The following is an 18,003-nucleotide window of genomic DNA, read 5'->3' as shown; positions in this document are numbered from 1 at the left end:
TGTCACCGGCGACCGTGATCGAAAGGCCGGTGAATGTGACCGGGGCTACTCCCGTCCCGGTTAACCCGCCCCCCGTACAAGGGCGTTCACCTAGGCTCGGAACATGGTCGACGTCACAGCACTCGGGGCACGTGTCGCGTCCAGCGCGGTCGCTCCCCTCGTCCGCAAGCTGCTGCCCGACCCGGGGCAGGTCCCCGACGACCGGCAGGCGCTGCTGCTCGCCCTCACCGCGACCCGGGTCGAGGACGACGCGGCCATCGACTACCTGGTCCGCCTCCGGTCCCGTTCCGCCCTGCCGGTGCGCACCGAACTCGCCCGGGGCTGGCGGAACTTCGACACCGAGCGGTACGCCCAGGAGATCATCGCCCACCTGGACCCGGACGGCCTGTACTTCCCGGTCGCCGACACCGCCGAGCTGGCGGCGCTGCGCGGACTCGGCGGGCGTCCGCGCGTCCAGGTGGCCGGCGTGATGCGCGCCGAGGAGCTGACGGAGGGGCTGCCGCCCGGCCGGCTGACCCACCTCTGGCTCAACGCGGAGCTGCCGGACACAGACGTCTCCTGGCTCTCCCACTTCCCCCGGCTGCGGGTCCTGCGGGTCAATCCGCGGCTGCCGCGGGTGCGGAACGTGCCGGACGGGGTGGAGATCACCGCGTAGGCGCAGGTCAGGCCACTGACTACTACTCAGTAACCCAATCGTTGCCGTCCGGCCACTTGCTGGGGCAAGCATGCACGCGACAACTTTGGTGCCGTCAGGCATCCGCGCAGGCATGAGAGGAATCCAGCCCCCCATGACCGAACAGACCGGACAGACCAGACGGACCAGACAGACCCGTCGTACCTGGAAGCGGGCGGTCGGCACCGTGGCCGTCACCGCGGCGGCGCTCACCGTGGCCGTCACGCCCGTCGGCGCCGCCACTCCCGAGGCCCCGGCCGCCGCCGTTTCGACCGCCGCCGTGACGGCCGCCGCCGCGGACGTCGACTACGACACCTGGCAGCGGGACTGCCGGGCCGTGATGGACGGCGCCCTGCCGTATCTCAAGGAGCGGATCGGCGACGCCCGACCCGGCGAGAAGCAGGCGATCGTCCTCGACATCGACAACACCTCCCTGGAGACCGACTTCGGCTTCAGCTACCCGCAGCCCGCCAACCGGCCGGTCCTGGAGGCCGCCCAGTACGCCCAGGAGCGCGGCGTCGCGCTGTTCTTCGTCACCGCCCGGCCGGGCATCATCGGGGTGCCCACCGAGTGGAATCTCGCGCACGCCGGCTACGACTCCGCCGGCCTGCACGTGCGCGGCTTCCTCGACCTGTTCCGGGACGTCGCCGAGTACAAGACCGAACAGCGGGCGGAGATCGAGTCGAAGGGCTACACGATCATCGCGAACATCGGCAACAGCGCCACCGACCTGTCGGGAGGGCACGCCGAGAAGACGTTCAAGCTGCCCGACTACGACGGCCAGTTGTCCTGACGCCGGATAGGCTCCCCTGGTCGACCGACCAGGGGGGCCGTGCATGGAACCGACCGTACTCGGCGGGAAGTTGGCGTCCAGCCTCGTCGCCCCGCTGGTGAAGAAGCTCTTCGTGACCGGCGGCCCCGGCGCCGGACTGGTCGACCGGCCGGTCCGGCTGACCCGCCTGGTCTCCTTCAGGGGCGAGCAGCGCACCCTCGGCGAGAGGGAGGTGCGCGGGCTCGCGGGGCGGCTGGTCGGCGCCGCCCTGGACTCCCCCGGCGAGCGCCCCTTCCCGCGCGACGAGGAGACCGCCGTCGCCGACGCCCTGGCCGCGCGGCTGCTGGCCCTCGGCGACCTGGACATGGACGACGTCCAAGCGGTGCGGCTGGGGCACCGGGAACTGGCCAAGCGGTTGCGGTTGGGGGCGGGGACGGCCACCACCGGTCTGTCCGCCGACGCCTGCTACTTCCTCGACTCCGCGACCGAGTGGGCCTGCCTGCACATCCTGGAGTTCTTCACCCGGCGCTCCACGTTCGTCGCCCGCACCCTGGTGGACCAGACCCGCGGTCAGGCGGAGCTGATCGCGAAGGTCGACGAGCTGATCGCCCGCGTCCCGCGCCCGGACGCCCGGGACACGGCGTTCGAGCGCCGGTACCTGCCGTACGCGGCCGAGCAGTACAACCACATCACCATCTACGGCGTCGACCTGCGCGACGCTCCGGACAGGTGGCCGCTGGAGGTCGCCTACCTGAGCCTGGAGGCGACCGGCGACGAGGAACACGCTGCCGCCCTGCCCGGGGAGCGCGCCGAACCGGAACACAGCGTCCGTCTCCCCGCCGAGGACGCCCTGCGCACCCACGACCGCGTGCTGCTGCGCGGCGACGCCGGCTCCGGCAAGACGACCCTGGTGCAGTGGCTGGCGGTCACCGCCGCCCGGGACGGCGACCGGGTCCCGTACGTCCTGCCGCTGCGCACCCTCGTCCGGGCGGGCACGCTCCCGGCGCCCACCGCCTTCCTCACGGCCGTGGGATGCCCGCTCACCCCGCCCGAGGGCTGGGCCGAGCGCGTGCTGACGGCCGGCCGGGGCCTGGTCCTCGTCGACGGCCTGGACGAGATCCCGGCCGCCGAACGGCACCGCACCCGCGACTGGCTCCTCGCCCTGATCCGCGCCTACCCCGGCAACCGCTGGCTGCTCACCTCCCGCCCCACCGCCGTACGCCCCGACTGGCTGGCCGGCGAGGGCTTCCGGGAGCTGGCCCTGACCCCGATGCGCCAGGCCGACGTCACGACCTTCGTGCGCCGCTGGCACACGGCGGCGCACGCCCCCGAGTACGAGGCCCGACTGCTCGACTCCCTGCACACCAAGCGCGACCTGGCCCGCCTCGCCACCAACCCCCTGATGTGCGGCCTGATCTGCGCCCTGCACCGGGAGCGGCGGGGCTATCTCCCCACCGGCCGCAAGGAGTTGTACGACGCCGCCCTCACGATGCTGCTCGCCCGGCGGGACCGGGAGCGTGGCATGAAGGCCGTGGACCTGGGCGAGGAGGCCCAACTGGAGCTGCTCCAGCGGCTCGCGTACGCGCTGGTGCTGAGCGGACGCACGGAGATGGACGTCGCCACGGCCGAGGGGATCGTGGAGCGCGCACTGCCGTCGGTCGCCTCGGCGGCGGGGCGGGGCGACGCGGCGACGGTCCTGCGGGAACTGCTGCTCCGCAGCGGCCTGTTGCGCCGTCCCGCCGAGGGCGTCCTGGAGTTCGTCCACCGCACCTTCCAGGACTACCTGGGCGCCCGGTACGCGGTCGAGGAGGGCCACCTGGACGTCATCGCGGGCCACGCGGCCGACGCCCAGTGGGAGGACGTGATCCGCATGGCGGTGGCCCACGCCCGCCCCGGGGAACGGGGGGTGCTGCTGCGCCGGCTGCTGACGGCGGACACCCCGCGCCTGACGCTGCTGGCACTGGCGTGCCTGGAACACGCGACCGCGCTGGACCCCGCGGTGCGGGCGGAGGTGGAGGCGCGGGCGGGGGCGCTGATTCCGCCGGGGTCGCTGGAGGACGCGAGGGCACTGGCGCAGGCGGGACCACTGGTGGTGGAGCTGCTGCCGGGTCCGGAGAGGCTGACAGACACGCAGGCCCACAGGGTGACCGTCACGGCCTCGCTGCTGGCCGAGAACGCGCCGAGCGGAGCCCTGGCGGTGCTGCGCCGGTTCCGGGAGCATCCCTCGCTCCACGTGCGCAGGCAGTTGGTGGGCACCTGGGCCCGGTTCGAGGCGCGGCAGTACGCAACGGAAGTACTGGATCACCTGGACCGGACGGGACTGTTCCTGACCTGCCAGACCCCGGCCCAGCGGACTGCGGTCACCGCGATGCGGCCGTGGAATCAGCTCCGGTTCGATGGCCCGCACGCCATGACCGACGTCCTGGCGTGTGTGCCGGAGCCGGGCACGGTCCGGGAACTCTTCGTGGCCTACAACCCGGAACTGACCGACCTGGACCCCCTGCTGGCCTTCGACTCCCTGCGGCGCCTGACCCTGCGCGAGTGCACGTCCGCACGAGGCGTGGGTCGGCTCTCCGCGCTACGACTCGAAAGCCTCACGCTCTACGGCAGCACCGATCTCGCGGGCCTGAAGGAACTGGACTCACTCCAAGCGCTGATCATCGGGCAGCAGCTTCCAGGCACCCGCCTGACTGATTCCCTTCCGGTAGGCGCGCCCTTGCGGCACCTCTACTTCGGCCGGGACTCCGCCGAGGGCACAGGGCTTCGAGGCCTGTCCCACTGGGCCACACTCGAACACCTCGGCCTTCCCAACCACCGGGCCACCGCTTCCGACTGGGCAGAGATCTCCCTGTTGCCGCGATTGACCTCGCTGAAACTGGACTTCTCCGGCCTCGACGACAGCCGGGATGTGCTGCCTGCGCTCCCCGGCGTACGCACCGTCCAGATTCTCGACGCCCGCCCCGTCGACACCACCGGGCTCGCTGCCCTCTTTCCTCACGCCGAGATCGAGCTGATCTGACGCCGCCACAAGGGAAAGGGGCTGCCCAGGGACCGAAGTCCCAAGGCAGCCCCTTTCTCGGCTCACCCCTGGAGGGCTACGCCTCCTTGCTCAGGTTCGGCCCCGCGCCGCCGGCCGCCTGCTCGATCGGCGGGACGTCGGGCAGCGCCGACTTCTCCTCGCCGCGGAACGTGAAGGTCTGGGCCTCGCCCTCGCCCTCCGTGTCCACGACCACGATGTGGCCCGGGCGCAGCTCGCCGAAGAGGATCTTCTCCGACAGCGTGTCCTCGACCTCGCGCTGGATCGTGCGACGCAGCGGACGCGCGCCCAGCACCGGGTCGTAGCCCTTCTTGGACAGCAGCTCCTTGGCGGACTGGGAGAGCTCGATGCCCATGTCCCGGTCCTTGAGGCGCTCGTCGACCTTGCCGATCATCAGGTCGACGATCCGCAGGATGTCGGCCTGGCTGAGCTGCGGGAAGACGACCACGTCGTCGACGCGGTTGAGGAACTCGGGCCGGAAGTGCTGCTTCAGCTCGTCCTGGACCTTGTTCTTCATGCGCTCGTAGTTGGTCTTCTTGTCACCCGCGGCGGCGAAGCCGAGGTTGAAGCCCTTCGAGATGTCCCGCGTGCCGAGGTTGGTCGTCATGATGATGACCGTGTTCTTGAAGTCCACGACCCGGCCCTGGGAGTCGGTCAGCCGACCGTCCTCCAGGATCTGCAGCAGCGAGTTGAAGATGTCCGGGTGGGCCTTCTCGACCTCGTCGAAGAGCACGACGGAGAACGGCTTGCGGCGGACCTTCTCGGTCAGCTGGCCGCCCTCTTCGTAGCCCACGTAACCGGGGGGCGAACCGAAGAGACGCGACACCGTGTGCTTCTCGCTGAACTCCGACATGTCGAGGGAGATCAGCGCGTCCTCGTCACCGAAGAGGAACTCCGCGAGCGCCTTGGACAGCTCGGTCTTACCGACACCGGACGGACCGGCGAAGATGAACGAGCCACCCGGACGCTTCGGGTCCTTCAGACCGGCACGAGTACGGCGGATCGCCTTGGACAGCGCCTTGACGGCGTCGATCTGGCCGATGACCCGCTTGTGGAGCTCGTCCTCCATGCGCAGCAGACGCGAGGACTCCTCCTCCGTGAGCTTGAAGACCGGGATGCCGGTGGCGGTCGCGAGGACCTCGGCGATCAGCTCGCCGTCGACCTCGGCGACGACGTCCATGTCGCCGGCCTTCCACTCCTTCTCCCGCTTGGCCTTGGCGGCGAGGAGCTGCTTCTCCTTGTCGCGCAGGGAGGCGGCCTTCTCGAAGTCCTGCGAGTCGATCGCGGACTCCTTGTCGCGGCGGACGCCGGCGATCTTCTCGTCGAACTCGCGCAGGTCCGGCGGCGCGGTCATCCGGCGGATCCGCATCCGGGAACCGGCCTCGTCGATCAGGTCGATCGCCTTGTCCGGCAGGAAGCGGTCCGAGATGTAGCGGTCGGCGAGCGTGGCCGCCTGCACCAGGGCCTCGTCCGTGATGGAGACGCGGTGGTGGGCCTCGTACCGGTCGCGCAGGCCCTTGAGGATCTCGATCGTGTGCGGCAGCGACGGCTCCGCGACCTGGATCGGCTGGAAGCGGCGCTCCAGGGCCGCGTCCTTCTCCAGGTGCTTGCGGTACTCGTCCAGCGTGGTCGCACCGATGGTCTGCAGCTCACCGCGGGCCAGCATCGGCTTCAGGATCGACGCGGCGTCGATGGCGCCCTCGGCGGCACCCGCACCGACCAGCGTGTGCAGCTCGTCGATGAACAGGATGATGTCGCCGCGGGTGCGGATCTCCTTGAGCACCTTCTTCAGGCGCTCCTCGAAGTCACCGCGGTAGCGGGAGCCGGCGACCAGCGCGCCGAGGTCCAGGGTGTAGAGGTGCTTGTCCTTGAGGGTCTCGGGCACCTCGCCCTTGACGATGGCCTGCGCGAGGCCCTCGACGACGGCGGTCTTGCCGACGCCGGGCTCACCGATGAGCACCGGGTTGTTCTTGGTACGGCGGGACAGCACCTGCATGACCCGCTCGATCTCCTTCTCGCGCCCGATGACCGGGTCGAGCTTGGACTCACGAGCGGCCTGGGTGAGGTTCCGGCCGAACTGGTCGAGGACCAGGGACGTGGAAGGCGTGCCCTCCGCAGGACCGCCGGCGGTGGCGGTCTCCTTGCCCTGGTAACCGGAGAGCAGCTGGATGACCTGCTGCCGCACCCGGTTGAGATCGGCGCCCAGCTTGACCAGGACCTGGGCGGCGACGCCCTCGCCCTCACGGATCAGGCCGAGCAGGATGTGCTCCGTGCCGATGTAATTGTGACCCAGCTGGAGGGCCTCGCGGAGCGACAGCTCCAGGACCTTCTTGGCACGGGGAGTGAAGGGGATGTGACCCGACGGGGCCTGCTGGCCCTGCCCGATGATCTCCTCCACCTGCTGGCGGACCGCCTCGAGCGAAATCCCGAGGCTCTCAAGGGCCTTGGCGGCGACACCCTCACCCTCATGGATCAGGCCCAGGAGGATGTGCTCGGTGCCGATGTAGTTGTGGTTGAGCATCCGGGCTTCTTCCTGAGCCAGGACGACAACCCGCCGCGCGCGGTCGGTGAACCTCTCGAACATCGTTAATCGCTCCTCAGAGCGGTCAGGCAGTAAGGGGAACTTCCCCTCCCTGTCCTTCCGCAGCTTAGTCCCGCAAGCGGGGACCGCTCATTCCAACTGCCGACACCGTCGATGGCCTCCTGACCCCTGACGCCGACATCTGCCACAACCCGATGGTGCGAGACGATGTTCCCGCAGGCCAGGCACTTACCCCACTCGCCAGTACGCCGATGGCGAACGCGAGACGGCCCGAGCTGCGTGTCACCCCCTCCCACTAGGGGTGTCTTACCCGCTGGGACTGACACTCCATGCCGCGTGCACCGGTTCCCTCCGCTACGGGCGAACAACCTTGCGCCTCCCCGCACCCCCGCACGCCCCCTATTCCCAGCACTCTGCGCATTTACCCCGGCACCCAGCGTAACTACGGCGCACTTTCGACTGTTGCGCTTGGCATGGTTGGCGCCCTGCCCCCGGTACCCGTCGTCCCTCCGGTCCCTCCCGTCCCTCCCGTCCCTCCCGTCCCTCCGGTCCCTCCCGTCCCCGCGGCTCCCGCCGTCGTGCCGCCGCCGCGCAGGTCGCGCGAAGCGGGCGGCTTCCGGTGGGAACGGGTGCGGGGCTGGTACGAGAGCGTGCTCGGGTGGCCGACGGTGCCCGGAGTTCCAACCCGGCTGCGCGTGGGCGACCGCTTCGACGTCCTGGACGTCCCGGCCGAGGCCGGTCACGCGGCGCTGGAGCGGCTCGGACCGACGGGCCCGGTGGCCGTCCGGGGCGAGCGGATGCTGCTGCTCGTGGCGGCGGGCGGCGCGGAGGAGGTGCCGGGGCTGCTGGAGTGGCTGGAGTGGGGCTCGCTGCCGCTCGATCTGACCGCGGTGGGCACGGGCGGCCTCATCGACGCGCCCCTCGTGCCCGCCACCGAGCCGGCGCCGGGCCGTGACGGGCTGCGGGGGGCCGCCTTCTGGCTGCGGCCCCCGGAGCCGGGGTGCGAGGTCGAGACCTCGCTGCCGACGCTGTCGGTGCTCGGGGGCACCGGAACCGCCCCGGATCTCGCACGGCTCGTCCGCACACTGGCCACGCAGTGCCACCGGGTCCGGCTCTGCGCCGGCCGGTGACGGTGACGTGGCAGTGACGCGGGCGGTGTCGCGGGCCGGGTGATCAGCCGTTGGCCTTCTCGTACGCCTCGCGGATGATCGCGGGAACACGGCCGCGGTCGTTGACCTCGTAGCCGTTCTCCTTCGCCCAGGCGCGGATCGCCGCGGTGTCCTGGCTGCCGCCGGAAGAGGCGCGCGCCTTGCCGCGACCGCCCGAGGCACGGCCTCCGGTACGGCGGCCACCCTTGACGTAGGCGTCGAGAAGACCACGGAGCTTGTCCGCGTTGGAGGTGGTGAGATCGATCTCGTACGTCTTGCCGTCGAGTGCGAACGTCACGGTCTCGTCTGCCTCGCCGCCGTCGAGGTCATCGACAAGAAGGACCTGAACCTTCTGTGCCACCGGATTTCCTTTCATCGATAACGTGAGGGCCGGAGGTCCGTCGGCGTCCGCCGTATCGCCGTCCCTTGTTATATGCAGTACTGCACTACGCCGGAAAGCAAACCGCTTTTGCCGGAAAAACACAAACCCCCGGCGGAGACCGGCAGCCCGCCTCCGGGCCGGAAACATACGCGTTTCGGACATAGGGCCTAGCCCTCTCCCGCGATCACAGATGCAGAAGCATCCGGCTGTTCCCCAAGGTGTTCGGTTTCACTCGTTCGAGACCGAGGAACTCCGCAACGCCCTCGTCATAGGAACGCAGCAGCTCCGCGTAGACATCGGTGTCGACCGGCGTCTCCCCGATCTCCACGAAGCCGTGCTTGACGAAGAAGTCCACTTCGAAGGTCAGACAGAAAACGCGGCGAACACCGAGCCAGCGCGCCGTGTCCAGCAACTTCTCCAGCAGGTGATGTCCCACGCCGGCGCCCTTCAGGCCCGGCTTCACCGCGAGAGTGCGCACTTCCGCGAGGTCTTCCCACATCACGTGCAGGGCGCCGCAGCCGACCACCTCGGCGTTGTCGTCCCGTTCCGCGACCCAGAACTCCTGGATGCTCTCGTAAAGCGTCACCATCGCTTTGTCGAGCAGGATGCGGTCGCGGACGTACGCGTCGAGGAGCCGGCGTACGTCCGGGACATCCCTGGTACGGGCCCGACGGACGGTGATGGCATTTGGCATGTGGGGACGCTATCGCTCGCCGCCGTCCGGTACCGAGCCGGGGCCCGGCGCGGGGGTTTCCGGTCCCTGCGCGATGCGGATGGCGTCTCTGAGGGCCTGCCGCTGTTCCTCGCTCATCATGCCGAAGAAGGCGATGAGGGCGGCGGCGGGGTTGTCGCTCTGCGACCACGCGTCGTTCATCAGCGCGGCGGCGTAGGCGGCGCGGGTGGAGACCGCCTCATATCGATAGGCCCGGCCTTCCGACTCGCGGCGGACCCAGCCCTTCTGATGGAGATTGTCCAAAACGGTCATCACGGTGGTGTACGCGATGGACCGTTCCTGTTGGAGGTCTTCCAGGACTTCTCGAACGGTCACGGGGCGGTTCCACTTCCACACCCTCGTCATGACCGCGTCTTCGAGTTCTCCCAATGGGCGAGGCACGCTCCGAACGATAGTGGGAGATCTGGCCGATCGCGTGCCGGACGTGCGGTTTTGCTGGCAAACGGGCGCGGAAGGGGCGTACGGCTCCGGTGGGTCCCGTGGGAGCCGTACGCCCGGTGAGGTCAGCCCTCGGCGTGGGGGGACTGCTGCCGGGCGCCCTCCGCCCGGGCGAGGGCGGCGTCCACGGCCGCGTCCTCCTTGGCCTTGTTGGCGCCGCCCTGGGTCTTCACGATCACCCGGATCAAGCCGATGAAGAACACGGCCATGACGGCAGGGGGCAGGAGCGCGGAGACGTAGTCCATGGACCCAGGGTAGCCAGGGGGTGTCAGCCGGCCGCGAGGTGGTGCCGTGAGCCGGGGGTGGGCGGGGCCGGCTTGCGGCGGGGGAAGACCTCGCCGGGGGTCGGGACGGGGCGCTTGGGGGTGGCGGGGGTGGGAGCGGGGGCCGGGCGGGTGGCCGGCTTCTGGGCGGGCTTCTGGGCAGGCTGCTTGTCGGGCTGCTGGCCGCCGGGGAGGGCGTGGAGGTGGGTGCGGGCGGCGGGGAGCCTGACGGTGGGGGCGGTGGGGAGCCTGACGGTGGGGGCGGTGGGGGGTGCGGCGGGTGCGCAGCGGGTCAGCAGCGCGGCCGCGGTGGGGTTGCCGCGCAGGGCGCCGAGGGCGGCGAGGTCGTCCGCGTGGGGGCGGTGGCCGGCGCCCAGGGCCTCGTCCAGGAGTGCGAGGTAGCCGGTGGCGGTGCCGGGGAGGGCGGCGCGGTACCGGGCGAGGTCGGCCACCAGGAAGGCGCGTAGCCGGGCGCTCTCCCGCATCGCCTCGTCGAGCGACTCTGCGAGGCGGAGGCAGTCCTGGGCCTCCTCCGCCGAGACGGGACTGGGGTTCAGGGCAAGGGCGAGAGCGCGCCGGAGCACACACAGCTCCTGAGCACCGAACGCCATGCCGCCGCGGGTTCCGTAGGGCGTGGGCATGCGGTGACGATACGCGCTAATCAGACAAACTCGGCATAGGGGGCGGGTGCGGCGCGGCGGCAACCGGCCGGCGCCGGGTCACGTTACCCACCCCCGCGCCCACGCCGGGCAACGTGTGGACGCGGGGTGCCAGGCCCTACATGCGGGACACGTTGCGTTCGTACACCAGGCGGAGGCCGATCAGGGTCAGCCAGGGCTCGTGTTCGTCGATGACCGAGGATTCGCCCAGGACCATCGGGGCCAGTCCGCCCGTCGCGATGACCGTGACGTCCTCGGGGTCGTCGGCCAGCTCGCGGGCCATGCGGTTGACGACGCCGTCCACCTGGCCGGCGAAGCCGTAGACGATGCCCGACTGCATCGCCTCCACCGTGTTCTTGCCGATCACACTGCGCGGCCGGGCCACCTCGATCTTGCGGAGCTGGGCGCCCTTGACGCCGAGCGCCTCGACCGAGATCTCGATGCCGGGGGCGATGACCCCGCCGACGTACTCCCCGCGCGCGCTGACCGCGTCGAACGTCGTCGCCGTGCCGAAGTCCACGACGATCGCCGGGCCGCCGTAGAGCTCGACGGCCGCGACGGCGTTGATGATGCGGTCGGCGCCGACCTCCTTGGGGTGGTCGGTGAGGATGGGGACGCCGGTCTTGACGCCCGGTTCGACCAGGACCGCGGGGACGTCGCCGTAGTAGCGGCGGGTGACCTCGCGCAGTTCGTGCAGGACCGAGGGGACCGTCGCGCAGATGGCGATGCCGTCGATGCCGTCGCCCAGCTCGTCGCCGAGGAGCGGGTGCATGCCCATCAGGCCCTGGAGGAGGACCGCCAGCTCGTCGGCCGTGCGGCGCGAGTCCGTGGAGATGCGCCAGTGCTCGACGATGTCCTCGCCGTCGAAGAGGCCCAGGACGGTGTGCGTGTTGCCTACGTCGATCGTCAGCAGCATGGCCCTACTCCGCCGCTCGCAGGTCCAGGCCGATGTCCAGGATCGGGGAGCTGTGGGTGAGGGCGCCCACGGCCAGGTAGTCGACGCCCGTGTCCGCGTACGCCTTGGCGTTGGTGAGGGTCAGGCGGCCGGACGCCTCCAGGGCCGCTCGGCCGGCCACCAGGGCGACCGCCTCCTCGCACTCGGACGGGGTGAAGTTGTCCAGGAGGATCAGGTCGGCGCCCGCGTCCAGCACCTCGCGGAGCTGGTGCAGGGTGTCGACCTCGACCTCGATGGGGACCTCGGGGAAGCGTTCGCGGACGGCCTGGAAGGCCTGCGCGACGCCGCCGGCGGCCACGACGTGGTTGTCCTTGACCAGGGCCGCGTCCGACAGGGACATGCGGTGGTTGACGCCGCCGCCGCAGCGGACGGCGAACTTTTCGAGGCCGCGCAGGCCGGGCGTCGTCTTGCGGGTGTCGCGGACCTTTGCCTTCGTGCCCTCCAGGGCGTCCGCCCACGCGCGCGTGGCCGTCGCGATGCCCGACATGCGGCACAGGAGGTTCAGCGCGCTGCGTTCGGCGGTGAGGATGTCGCGGGTTCGGGTGGTGACGGAGAGGAGCTTCTGGCCGGGCTCCACGCGGTCGCCGTCCTCGACGTGGCGTTCCACCTCGAACTCGTCCGTGCAGACGACCGAGAGGACCGCCTCGGCGACCCTGAGGCCCGCCACCGTGCCCGCCTCCCGCGCGGTGAAGTCGGCGGTGGCCACGGCCTCCTCGGGGATGGTCGCGACCGTCGTCACGTCCACGCCGCCCGCCAGGTCCTCCTGGACGGCGAGGTTCGCGATGTCCTCGACCTCCACCGGATCGAGTCCGGAGTCCAGCAGGAGCGCCGCGAGGGCGGGGTCGAGGCCGCACTCCAGGTACGCCTCTTCGTCGGTTTCCGCGCCGCAGGCGCAGCCGTCGCCGCAGCCTCCGGAAGACGCGAGGGGAAGGTCGGGGGTGTTCACTGCTCTCACTGCTCCTGGGGACGCTGCGTCGGCCTGCGGCCGTGGACGGTCGGGGGGAATTCTGGCGTGTCCGTGGTGTGCACGGCGAGAGTGCGGTCGGGGTTCAGGCGTACGACGATGTGGCGGCGCCAGGCGGTGTCGTCGCGGTCCGCGTGGTCCTCCCGCCAGTGGCAGCCACGCGTCTCCTCGCGCCGGGCCGCGGCGGCCACCAGGACGCGGGCCACGCACATGAGGTTGGTGGCCTCCCAGGTGTCGACGCCGGGCTCGGACGTCTTGCCGTTGTCCCGCAGGGCCTCGCGGGCCTCGGTGTGGAGGTGGTGCAGCCGGTCGGCGGCCCGCGTGAGGGAGCCCGCCGAGCGCAGCACGCCCGCGCCCTCGGTCATGATCCGCTGGATGGTGAGGCGGGACTCCGGCGGGAGGAGGGGGTGCGCCGGGTGGGCGGGGTGCGGGAGCGAGGCGGGCACACGCGCGTGGAGGACGTCGTCCGCGTGGCTCGCCGCGATGTCGGCCGCGATGCGTTCGGCGTAGACCAGCCCTTCGAGGAGGGAGTTGGAGGCGAGGCGGTTGGCGCCGTGCACGCCGGTGCAGGCGACCTCGCCGCACGCGTAGAGGCCGGGGACCGTGGTGCGGCCCGCGGCGTCGGTGCGGACGCCTCCGGAGGCGTAGTGGGCGGCCGGGGCGACCGGGATCGGCTCGGTGACCGGGTCGATGCCGTGCGCGCGGCAGGCGGCGAGGATCGTGGGGAAGCGCTGCTCCCACATCGCCCTGCCGAAGTGGCGCGCGTCCAGGTACATGTGTTGGGCGTCGCGCTCCTGCATGCGGCGCGTGATTCCCTTGGCGACGATGTCCCGCGGGGCGAGTTCCGCGAGTTCGTGCTGCCCCACCATGAAGCGCGCGCCGTCCGCGTCCACCAGGTGGGCGCCCTCGCCGCGTACCGCCTCCGAGACCAGGGGCTGCTGGCCCTCGGCGTCCGGGCCGAGGAAGAGGACCGTGGGGTGGAACTGGACGAATTCGAGGTCGCTCACCTCGGCGCCCGCGCGGAGGGCGAGCGCGACGCCGTCGCCCGTGGAGACGGACGGGTTCGTCGTCGCCGAGAAGACCTGGCCCATGCCGCCGGTGGCGAGGACGACGGCGGGGGCGTGGACCGCCCCGACGCCGTCGTGCTGGCCCTCTCCCATGACGTGCAGGGTTACGCCCGCGGTCCGGCCCTGGGCGTTCGTGAGGAGGTCGAGGACGAGGGCGTTCTCGACGGTGCGGACGCCGCGCGCGCGTACCGCCTCCACCAGGGCTCGGGAGATCTCCGCGCCGGTGGCGTCGCCGCCGGCGTGCGCGATGCGGCGGCGGTGGTGGCCGCCCTCCCGGGTGAGGGCCAGGCCGCCCTCGGTGGACTCGTCGAAGTGCGCGCCGGTCTCGATGAGGCGGCGTACGGCGTCGGGGCCCTCGGTGACCAGGATGCGGACCGCCTCCTCGTCGCACAGGCCCGCCCCGGCGACCAGGGTGTCGTCCAGGTGCTGCTCGGGTGTGTCGCCCTCGCCGAGGGCCGCGGCGATGCCGCCCTGCGCCCAGCGCGTGGAGCCGTCGTCGAGGCGGGCCTTGGTGACCACCACCGTGCGCAGTCCCGCGGCCTCGCAGCGCAGGGCCGCGGTGAGGCCCGCCACGCCGGAGCCGACGACCACCACGTCCGCGTCAATGGCCCAGCCGGGCGCGGGGGCGTGCAGTCGTATGCCTGTGCTGGTCACGAGGCGGCTCCGAAGGTGAGGGGGACGTTGTCGATCAGCCGGGTCGCGCCGACCCGGGCGGCGACGGCGAGGACGGCCTCGCCGGTGTGGTCGTCGCCGATCTCGGCGAAGTCGGCCGGGTCGACCAGGGCGAGGTAGTCCAGCTCCAGTGGCGGGGTGGCGCGGGCTGCGTCCTCCAGGATCAGGCGGGCGGCGGCCCGGACGGCCGTGGCGCTGCGCGGGGCGGACGTGGCGACGGCGTGGGCGTCGGCCGCCGCGCGGGACTCGCCCAGGGCGCTGAGGGCCTCGGCGCGGGCCTGGGTGGCCGGGACCTCGCGGGCACGCGCGCACAGCGCCTCCTGGGCGGCGTGCCGGTCCAGGCCCGCGAAGAGCGCCTGGGAGAGCGCGAGGGCCGTGCGGCGCTCGGGGGCCGAGAGGTAGCGGTTGCGGCTGGACAGGGCCAGGCCGTCCTCCTCGCGCACCGTGGGGACGCCGATGATCTCCACGCCGAAGTTGAGGTCGCGGACCATGCGGCGGATCAGCGCGAGCTGCTGGGCGTCCTTCTGGCCGTAGAGGGCGAGGTCCGGGCGGGTGAGGTGGAGCAGCTTGGCGACGACGGTGAGCATGCCGTCGAAGTGGCCGGGGCGGGAGGCGCCCTCCAGGCGTTCGCCCATGGGGCCGGCGGTGACGCGCACCTGGGGTTCGCCGCCGGGGTAGACCTCGTCGGCGGCGGGGGCGAAGACGGCGTCCGCGCCCGCCCGCGCGGCGATCTCCAGGTCGGCGTCCAGGGTGCGGGGGTAGCGGTCCAGGTCCTCGCCGGCGCCGAACTGGAGCGGGTTGACGAAGACGGTGGCCACGACCTCGCCGTCCGGGCCGGCCAGGTCGCGCGCCGTGCGGATCAGGGTGGCGTGGCCCTCGTGCAGGGCGCCCATGGTCATCACGACGGCCCGGCGGCCGCCCCGCACACGCGCGTGGAGTTCGTCGGCGGTGCGCAGCAGGACGGTCGGGGTGGTGGTCATCGGGCGTCTCCCTCGGGGCCGGTGGGGCCTGCGGGGCCTGCGGGGCCGGTCGGTCCTGCCGGGCCGCCGGGGCCGGAGGGTCCTGCGGGGCCGGTCGGTCCTGCCGGGCCGCCGGGGCCGGAGGGTCCTGCGGGGCGGTCAGGGCCGGTGGGTCCCTCGGGGCCGGTGGGTCCCTCGCGGCCGTCGGAGCCGCTGGGTCCCTCGGAGCCGCTGGGTCCCTCGGAGCCGCTGGGTCCCTCGCGGCCGTCGGAGCCGGTCGGTCCCTCGGAGCCGTCGGAGCCGGTCGGTCCCTCGGGGCCGTCGGAGCCGGTCGGTCCCTCGGAGCGGTCGGAGCCGCTGGGTCCCTCGGAGCGGTCGGGGCCGGTCGGTCCCGCAGGGCCGGTCGGTCCCGCAGGGCCGGTCGTGCCGGTCGGTCCCGCCGGGCCGGTGGGGCCGGTCGGTCCCGCCGGGCCGGTGGGGCCCGGCCTTCCTTCGGCGAGTACCCCGAGCAGGTCCTCGGCGAGTTCGGCCTTCAGCAGCCCGTGGGCCAGCGCGCGGTCGGCGGTCGCGCGTGCCATCGCCAGGTAGCCGGCCACGGCCTGCGGGGCGTGCTCGCGCAGCTCCACGATGTGCGCGGCGACCGTGCCCGCGTCCCCGCGCGCGACGGGGCCGGTGAGGGCCGCGTCACCGGAGCGCAGGGCGTTGTCGAGGGAGGCGCCCAGCAGGGGGCCGAGCATCCGGTCGGGGGCGGCCACGCCGGCCGTGCGCAGCAGCTCCATGGACTGGGCGACCAGGGTGATCAGGTGGTTGGCTCCCAGGGCGAGCGCCGCGTGGTAGAGCGGGCGCCTGTCCTCGGCGATCCACTCCGGCTCGCCGCCCATCTCGATGACCAGGGCCTCGGCGGCCAGCCGCAGCTCCTCGGGAGCGGTGACGCCGAAGGAGCAGCCCGCCAGGCGCTGGACGTCCACGGGGGTGCCGGTGAAGGTCATCGCCGGGTGCAGGGCCAGCGGCAGGGCGCCGGCCCGCAGCGCGGGGTCCAGGACCCGCGCGCCGTACCGTCCGGAGGTGTGCACCAGCAGCTGGCCCGGCCGCACGGCCCCGGTCTCGGCGAGGCCGGTCACCAGGCCGGGCAGGGCGTCGTCGGGGACGGTCAGCAGGACCAGTTCGGCGCGCTGCAGGACCTCGGCGGGCGCCATGAGCGGCACGTCGGGCAGGAGCGCGGCGGCGCGCCGCCTGGAGGCGTCGGAGACCCCGGAGACGGCCACCGGGCGGTGCCCGGCGAGCTGGAGGGACGCGGCCAGCGCGGGGCCCACGCGGCCGGCGCCGACAACGCCTACGGTGAGCCGCGCGGGGCGGTCCTTGGGGTCTGGCGGTGGGGTTGTGTTCACGCGACGACGGCCTTCCCGTTCCAGTCCGCTCGGGGTACCGGACGATTTCTCGTCATGTTAACGCGATTGGTTACAGGGGCGTTCGGTTGTCCACAGGCTGTGGGTTGCGCCGCCGGAAACCAGATGGCCCCCGCGCGGTGCCGCCCGGCATGATCCCCGCATGACTGACACGGTGGAGCAGAGTGGCGGGCCGGCCGGGCAGGTGCCCCCGGTGGAGCGGGACCGGCGGACGCGGGAGCGGCGGCTCGCCGTCCACCGGGCCGCCCGCCGGGTGCTGGACCGCCCCGGCTACCTGTGGACCGTCCGCGAACGGCTGGCACTGCTCGACGACGTCCAGGACCTCTACGACCTGGACGAGCCCGTCGACATGTACGGCAACGGCGTCGTCGAGGCCCTGGAGGAGCGGACCGCGCTGCTGCTCGGCCTTGAGGCCGCCGTCTTCTTCCCGACGGGCACGATGGCCCAGCAGGTGGCCCTGCGCTGCTGGGCCGGCCGCACCGGCGACCCCACAGTGGCCCTGCACGGGCTCAGCCACCCCGAGGTGCACGAGCGGAACGCGTTCAGCCGGGTCAGTGGGCTGCGACCGGTACGGGTGACCAGTGAGCCCCGGCTGCCGACCGCGGCGGAGGTGCGTGACTTCGAGGAGCCCTTCGGGGCGCTGATGCTGGAGCTGCCCCTGAGGGACGCCGGTTACGTGCTGCCCACCTGGGAGGAGCTGACCGAGGTCGTCGCGGCGGCGCGGGAGCGGGACGCGGTGGTCCACTTCGACGGCGCCCGCCTGTGGGAGACCACCGTGCACTTCGGCCGGCCCCTGGCGGAGATCGCGGGCCTCGCGGACAGCGTCTACGTGTCGTTCTACAAGTCGCTCGGCGGCTTCGGCGGCGCCGCGCTCGCCGGTCCGCGCACGCTGGTGGAGGAGGCCCGGGCCTGGCGGCACCGCTACGGCGGCAACCTGTTCCAGCAGTTCCCCACCGCCCTGTCGGCGCTGGCGGGGCTGGAGCGGACGCTGCCGCGACTGCCCGGACAGGTCGTGCACGCGCGCGTGGTGGCCGCCGCGCTGCGCGAGGGGTTCGCGGCGGCCGGCGTCCCGTGGGCGCGCGTGCAGCCCGAGGTGCCGCACACCCACGAGTTCCGGGTCTGGCTGCCGTACGACGCCGAAGTCCTGGGCGAGGCCGCGCTCCGGCAGGGCGAGGAGACCGGCGTCCTGCTGTTCGCCGGGCCCTGGGACCCCGCCGGGCCGGGGATCTCGGTCGCGGAGGTCGGCGTGGGGGCGGCCGGCCTGGAGTGGACGGCCGACGACGTGCGGACGGCGGTCGCGGGCTTCGTGGCCGGGCTGGAGGACTGAGCGGCG

General features: G+C 72.5%; 15 protein-coding genes and 1 pseudogene. 5 read left to right on the top strand and 11 right to left on the bottom strand.

The features are described 5' to 3' along the window. Positions 1–103 precede the first annotated feature (103 nt). From ACFWR9_RS02765 to ACFWR9_RS02755, 3 genes are all read left to right on the top strand, one after another. The gene (locus ACFWR9_RS02765) at positions 104–655 is read left to right on the top strand and encodes a hypothetical protein (RefSeq protein WP_383834418.1); all 552 of its coding nucleotides are present in this window, start codon (positions 104–106) and stop codon (positions 653–655) included. Positions 656–788: 133 nt separating this feature from the next. After that, complete coding sequence (locus ACFWR9_RS02760; protein ID WP_383834415.1) at positions 789–1,466, top strand: HAD family acid phosphatase; 678 nt, start codon at positions 789–791, stop codon at positions 1,464–1,466. Positions 1,467–1,509: 43 nt separating this feature from the next. Next, on the top strand, positions 1,510–4,464 hold the full coding sequence (locus tag ACFWR9_RS02755) for an NACHT domain-containing protein (RefSeq protein ID WP_383834412.1): 2,955 nt from the start codon (positions 1,510–1,512) through the stop codon (positions 4,462–4,464). A gap of 76 nt (positions 4,465–4,540) precedes the next feature. Here ACFWR9_RS02755 and ACFWR9_RS02750 read toward each other — a convergent pair whose 3' ends face one another. Beyond that, on the bottom strand, positions 4,541–7,066 hold the full coding sequence (locus ACFWR9_RS02750; protein WP_383834409.1) for an ATP-dependent Clp protease ATP-binding subunit: 2,526 nt from the start codon (positions 7,064–7,066) through the stop codon (positions 4,541–4,543). A 626-nt stretch (positions 7,067–7,692) separates the two neighbouring features. On the opposite strand from ACFWR9_RS02750, the gene ACFWR9_RS02745 reads away from it, so the two are divergent. Then, positions 7,693–8,154 carry an SCO3374 family protein gene (locus ACFWR9_RS02745; protein ID WP_383834406.1) on the top strand — a complete coding sequence of 154 codons (462 nt, stop codon included), beginning with the start codon at positions 7,693–7,695 and terminating at the stop codon, positions 8,152–8,154. Positions 8,155–8,197: 43 nt separating this feature from the next. Here ACFWR9_RS02745 and ACFWR9_RS02740 read toward each other — a convergent pair whose 3' ends face one another. The 10 genes and pseudogenes from ACFWR9_RS02740 to ACFWR9_RS02695 form a co-directional block, all read right to left on the bottom strand. Continuing rightward, positions 8,198–8,533, bottom strand: a complete 336-nt coding sequence (locus ACFWR9_RS02740) for an Lsr2 family protein (protein ID WP_383834403.1) — start codon at positions 8,531–8,533, stop codon at positions 8,198–8,200. 205 nt (positions 8,534–8,738) lie between these two features. Beyond that, positions 8,739–9,248, bottom strand: coding sequence for an amino-acid N-acetyltransferase (locus ACFWR9_RS02735; protein WP_114528640.1), 510 nt, complete (start codon positions 9,246–9,248; stop codon positions 8,739–8,741). A gap of 9 nt (positions 9,249–9,257) precedes the next feature. Then, complete coding sequence (locus ACFWR9_RS02730) at positions 9,258–9,656, bottom strand: BlaI/MecI/CopY family transcriptional regulator (RefSeq protein ID WP_383834553.1); 399 nt, start codon at positions 9,654–9,656, stop codon at positions 9,258–9,260. Between the two features lie 134 nt (positions 9,657–9,790). Further along, the gene (locus tag ACFWR9_RS02725) at positions 9,791–9,970 is read right to left on the bottom strand and encodes a hypothetical protein (protein ID WP_234959492.1); all 180 of its coding nucleotides are present in this window, start codon (positions 9,968–9,970) and stop codon (positions 9,791–9,793) included. Between the two features lie 23 nt (positions 9,971–9,993). Further along, positions 9,994–10,629 carry a hypothetical protein gene (locus ACFWR9_RS02720; protein ID WP_383834400.1) on the bottom strand — a complete coding sequence of 212 codons (636 nt, stop codon included), beginning with the start codon at positions 10,627–10,629 and terminating at the stop codon, positions 9,994–9,996. 136 nt (positions 10,630–10,765) lie between these two features. After that, on the bottom strand, positions 10,766–11,563 hold the full coding sequence (locus ACFWR9_RS02715) for a type III pantothenate kinase (protein ID WP_383834397.1): 798 nt from the start codon (positions 11,561–11,563) through the stop codon (positions 10,766–10,768). A gap of 4 nt (positions 11,564–11,567) precedes the next feature. Next, positions 11,568–12,548 carry a carboxylating nicotinate-nucleotide diphosphorylase gene (nadC, locus tag ACFWR9_RS02710; RefSeq protein ID WP_383834394.1) on the bottom strand — a complete coding sequence of 327 codons (981 nt, stop codon included), beginning with the start codon at positions 12,546–12,548 and terminating at the stop codon, positions 11,568–11,570. Between the two features lie 5 nt (positions 12,549–12,553). Further along, positions 12,554–14,287, bottom strand: coding sequence for an L-aspartate oxidase (locus ACFWR9_RS02705; protein WP_383834391.1), 1,734 nt, complete (start codon positions 14,285–14,287; stop codon positions 12,554–12,556). Further along, entirely contained in the window at positions 14,284–15,285 is a 1,002-nt protein-coding gene (panC, locus tag ACFWR9_RS02700) for a pantoate--beta-alanine ligase (protein WP_383834388.1), read from the bottom strand. Before panC ends, ACFWR9_RS02705 begins: the two co-directional genes overlap by 4 nt. Before the next feature lie 443 nt (positions 15,286–15,728). Further along, positions 15,729–16,652, bottom strand: a pseudogene (locus tag ACFWR9_RS02695) (Rossmann-like and DUF2520 domain-containing protein); the annotation flags it as partial. 160 nt (positions 16,653–16,812) lie between these two features. Between ACFWR9_RS02695 and ACFWR9_RS02690 the strand changes: the two are divergent. After that, complete coding sequence (locus tag ACFWR9_RS02690) at positions 16,813–17,997, top strand: threonine aldolase family protein (RefSeq protein WP_383834385.1); 1,185 nt, start codon at positions 16,813–16,815, stop codon at positions 17,995–17,997. The last annotated feature ends 6 nt before the right edge of the window (positions 17,998–18,003 follow it).

Origin of the sequence: Streptomyces sp. NPDC058534, from assembly GCF_042717365.1 — a bacterium.
GTDB lineage: Bacteria > Actinomycetota > Actinomycetes > Streptomycetales > Streptomycetaceae > Streptomyces.
The sequence above is the reverse complement of the archived record's forward strand: the minus strand, read 5'-3'. Positions and strand labels throughout refer to the sequence as shown.

Bases quoted from the DNA above. Each gene is read 5' to 3' on its own strand.
- ACFWR9_RS02750 (WP_383834409.1), bottom strand. From the start codon at position 7,066: ATGTTCGAGAGGTTCACCGACCGCGCGCGGCGGGTTGTCGTCCTGGCT.
- ACFWR9_RS02690 (WP_383834385.1), top strand. From the start codon at position 16,813: ATGACTGACACGGTGGAGCAGAGTGGCGGGCCGGCCGGGCAGGTGCCC.
- ACFWR9_RS02755 (WP_383834412.1), top strand. From the start codon at position 1,510: ATGGAACCGACCGTACTCGGCGGGAAGTTGGCGTCCAGCCTCGTCGCC.
- ACFWR9_RS02760 (WP_383834415.1), top strand. From the start codon at position 789: ATGACCGAACAGACCGGACAGACCAGACGGACCAGACAGACCCGTCGT.
- ACFWR9_RS02765 (WP_383834418.1), top strand. From the start codon at position 104: ATGGTCGACGTCACAGCACTCGGGGCACGTGTCGCGTCCAGCGCGGTC.
- ACFWR9_RS02735 (WP_114528640.1), bottom strand. From the start codon at position 9,248: ATGCCAAATGCCATCACCGTCCGTCGGGCCCGTACCAGGGATGTCCCG.
- panC (WP_383834388.1), bottom strand. From the start codon at position 15,285: ATGACCACCACCCCGACCGTCCTGCTGCGCACCGCCGACGAACTCCAC.
- ACFWR9_RS02725 (WP_234959492.1), bottom strand. From the start codon at position 9,970: ATGGACTACGTCTCCGCGCTCCTGCCCCCTGCCGTCATGGCCGTGTTC.
- ACFWR9_RS02720 (WP_383834400.1), bottom strand. From the start codon at position 10,629: ATGCCCACGCCCTACGGAACCCGCGGCGGCATGGCGTTCGGTGCTCAG.
- ACFWR9_RS02715 (WP_383834397.1), bottom strand. From the start codon at position 11,563: ATGCTGCTGACGATCGACGTAGGCAACACGCACACCGTCCTGGGCCTC.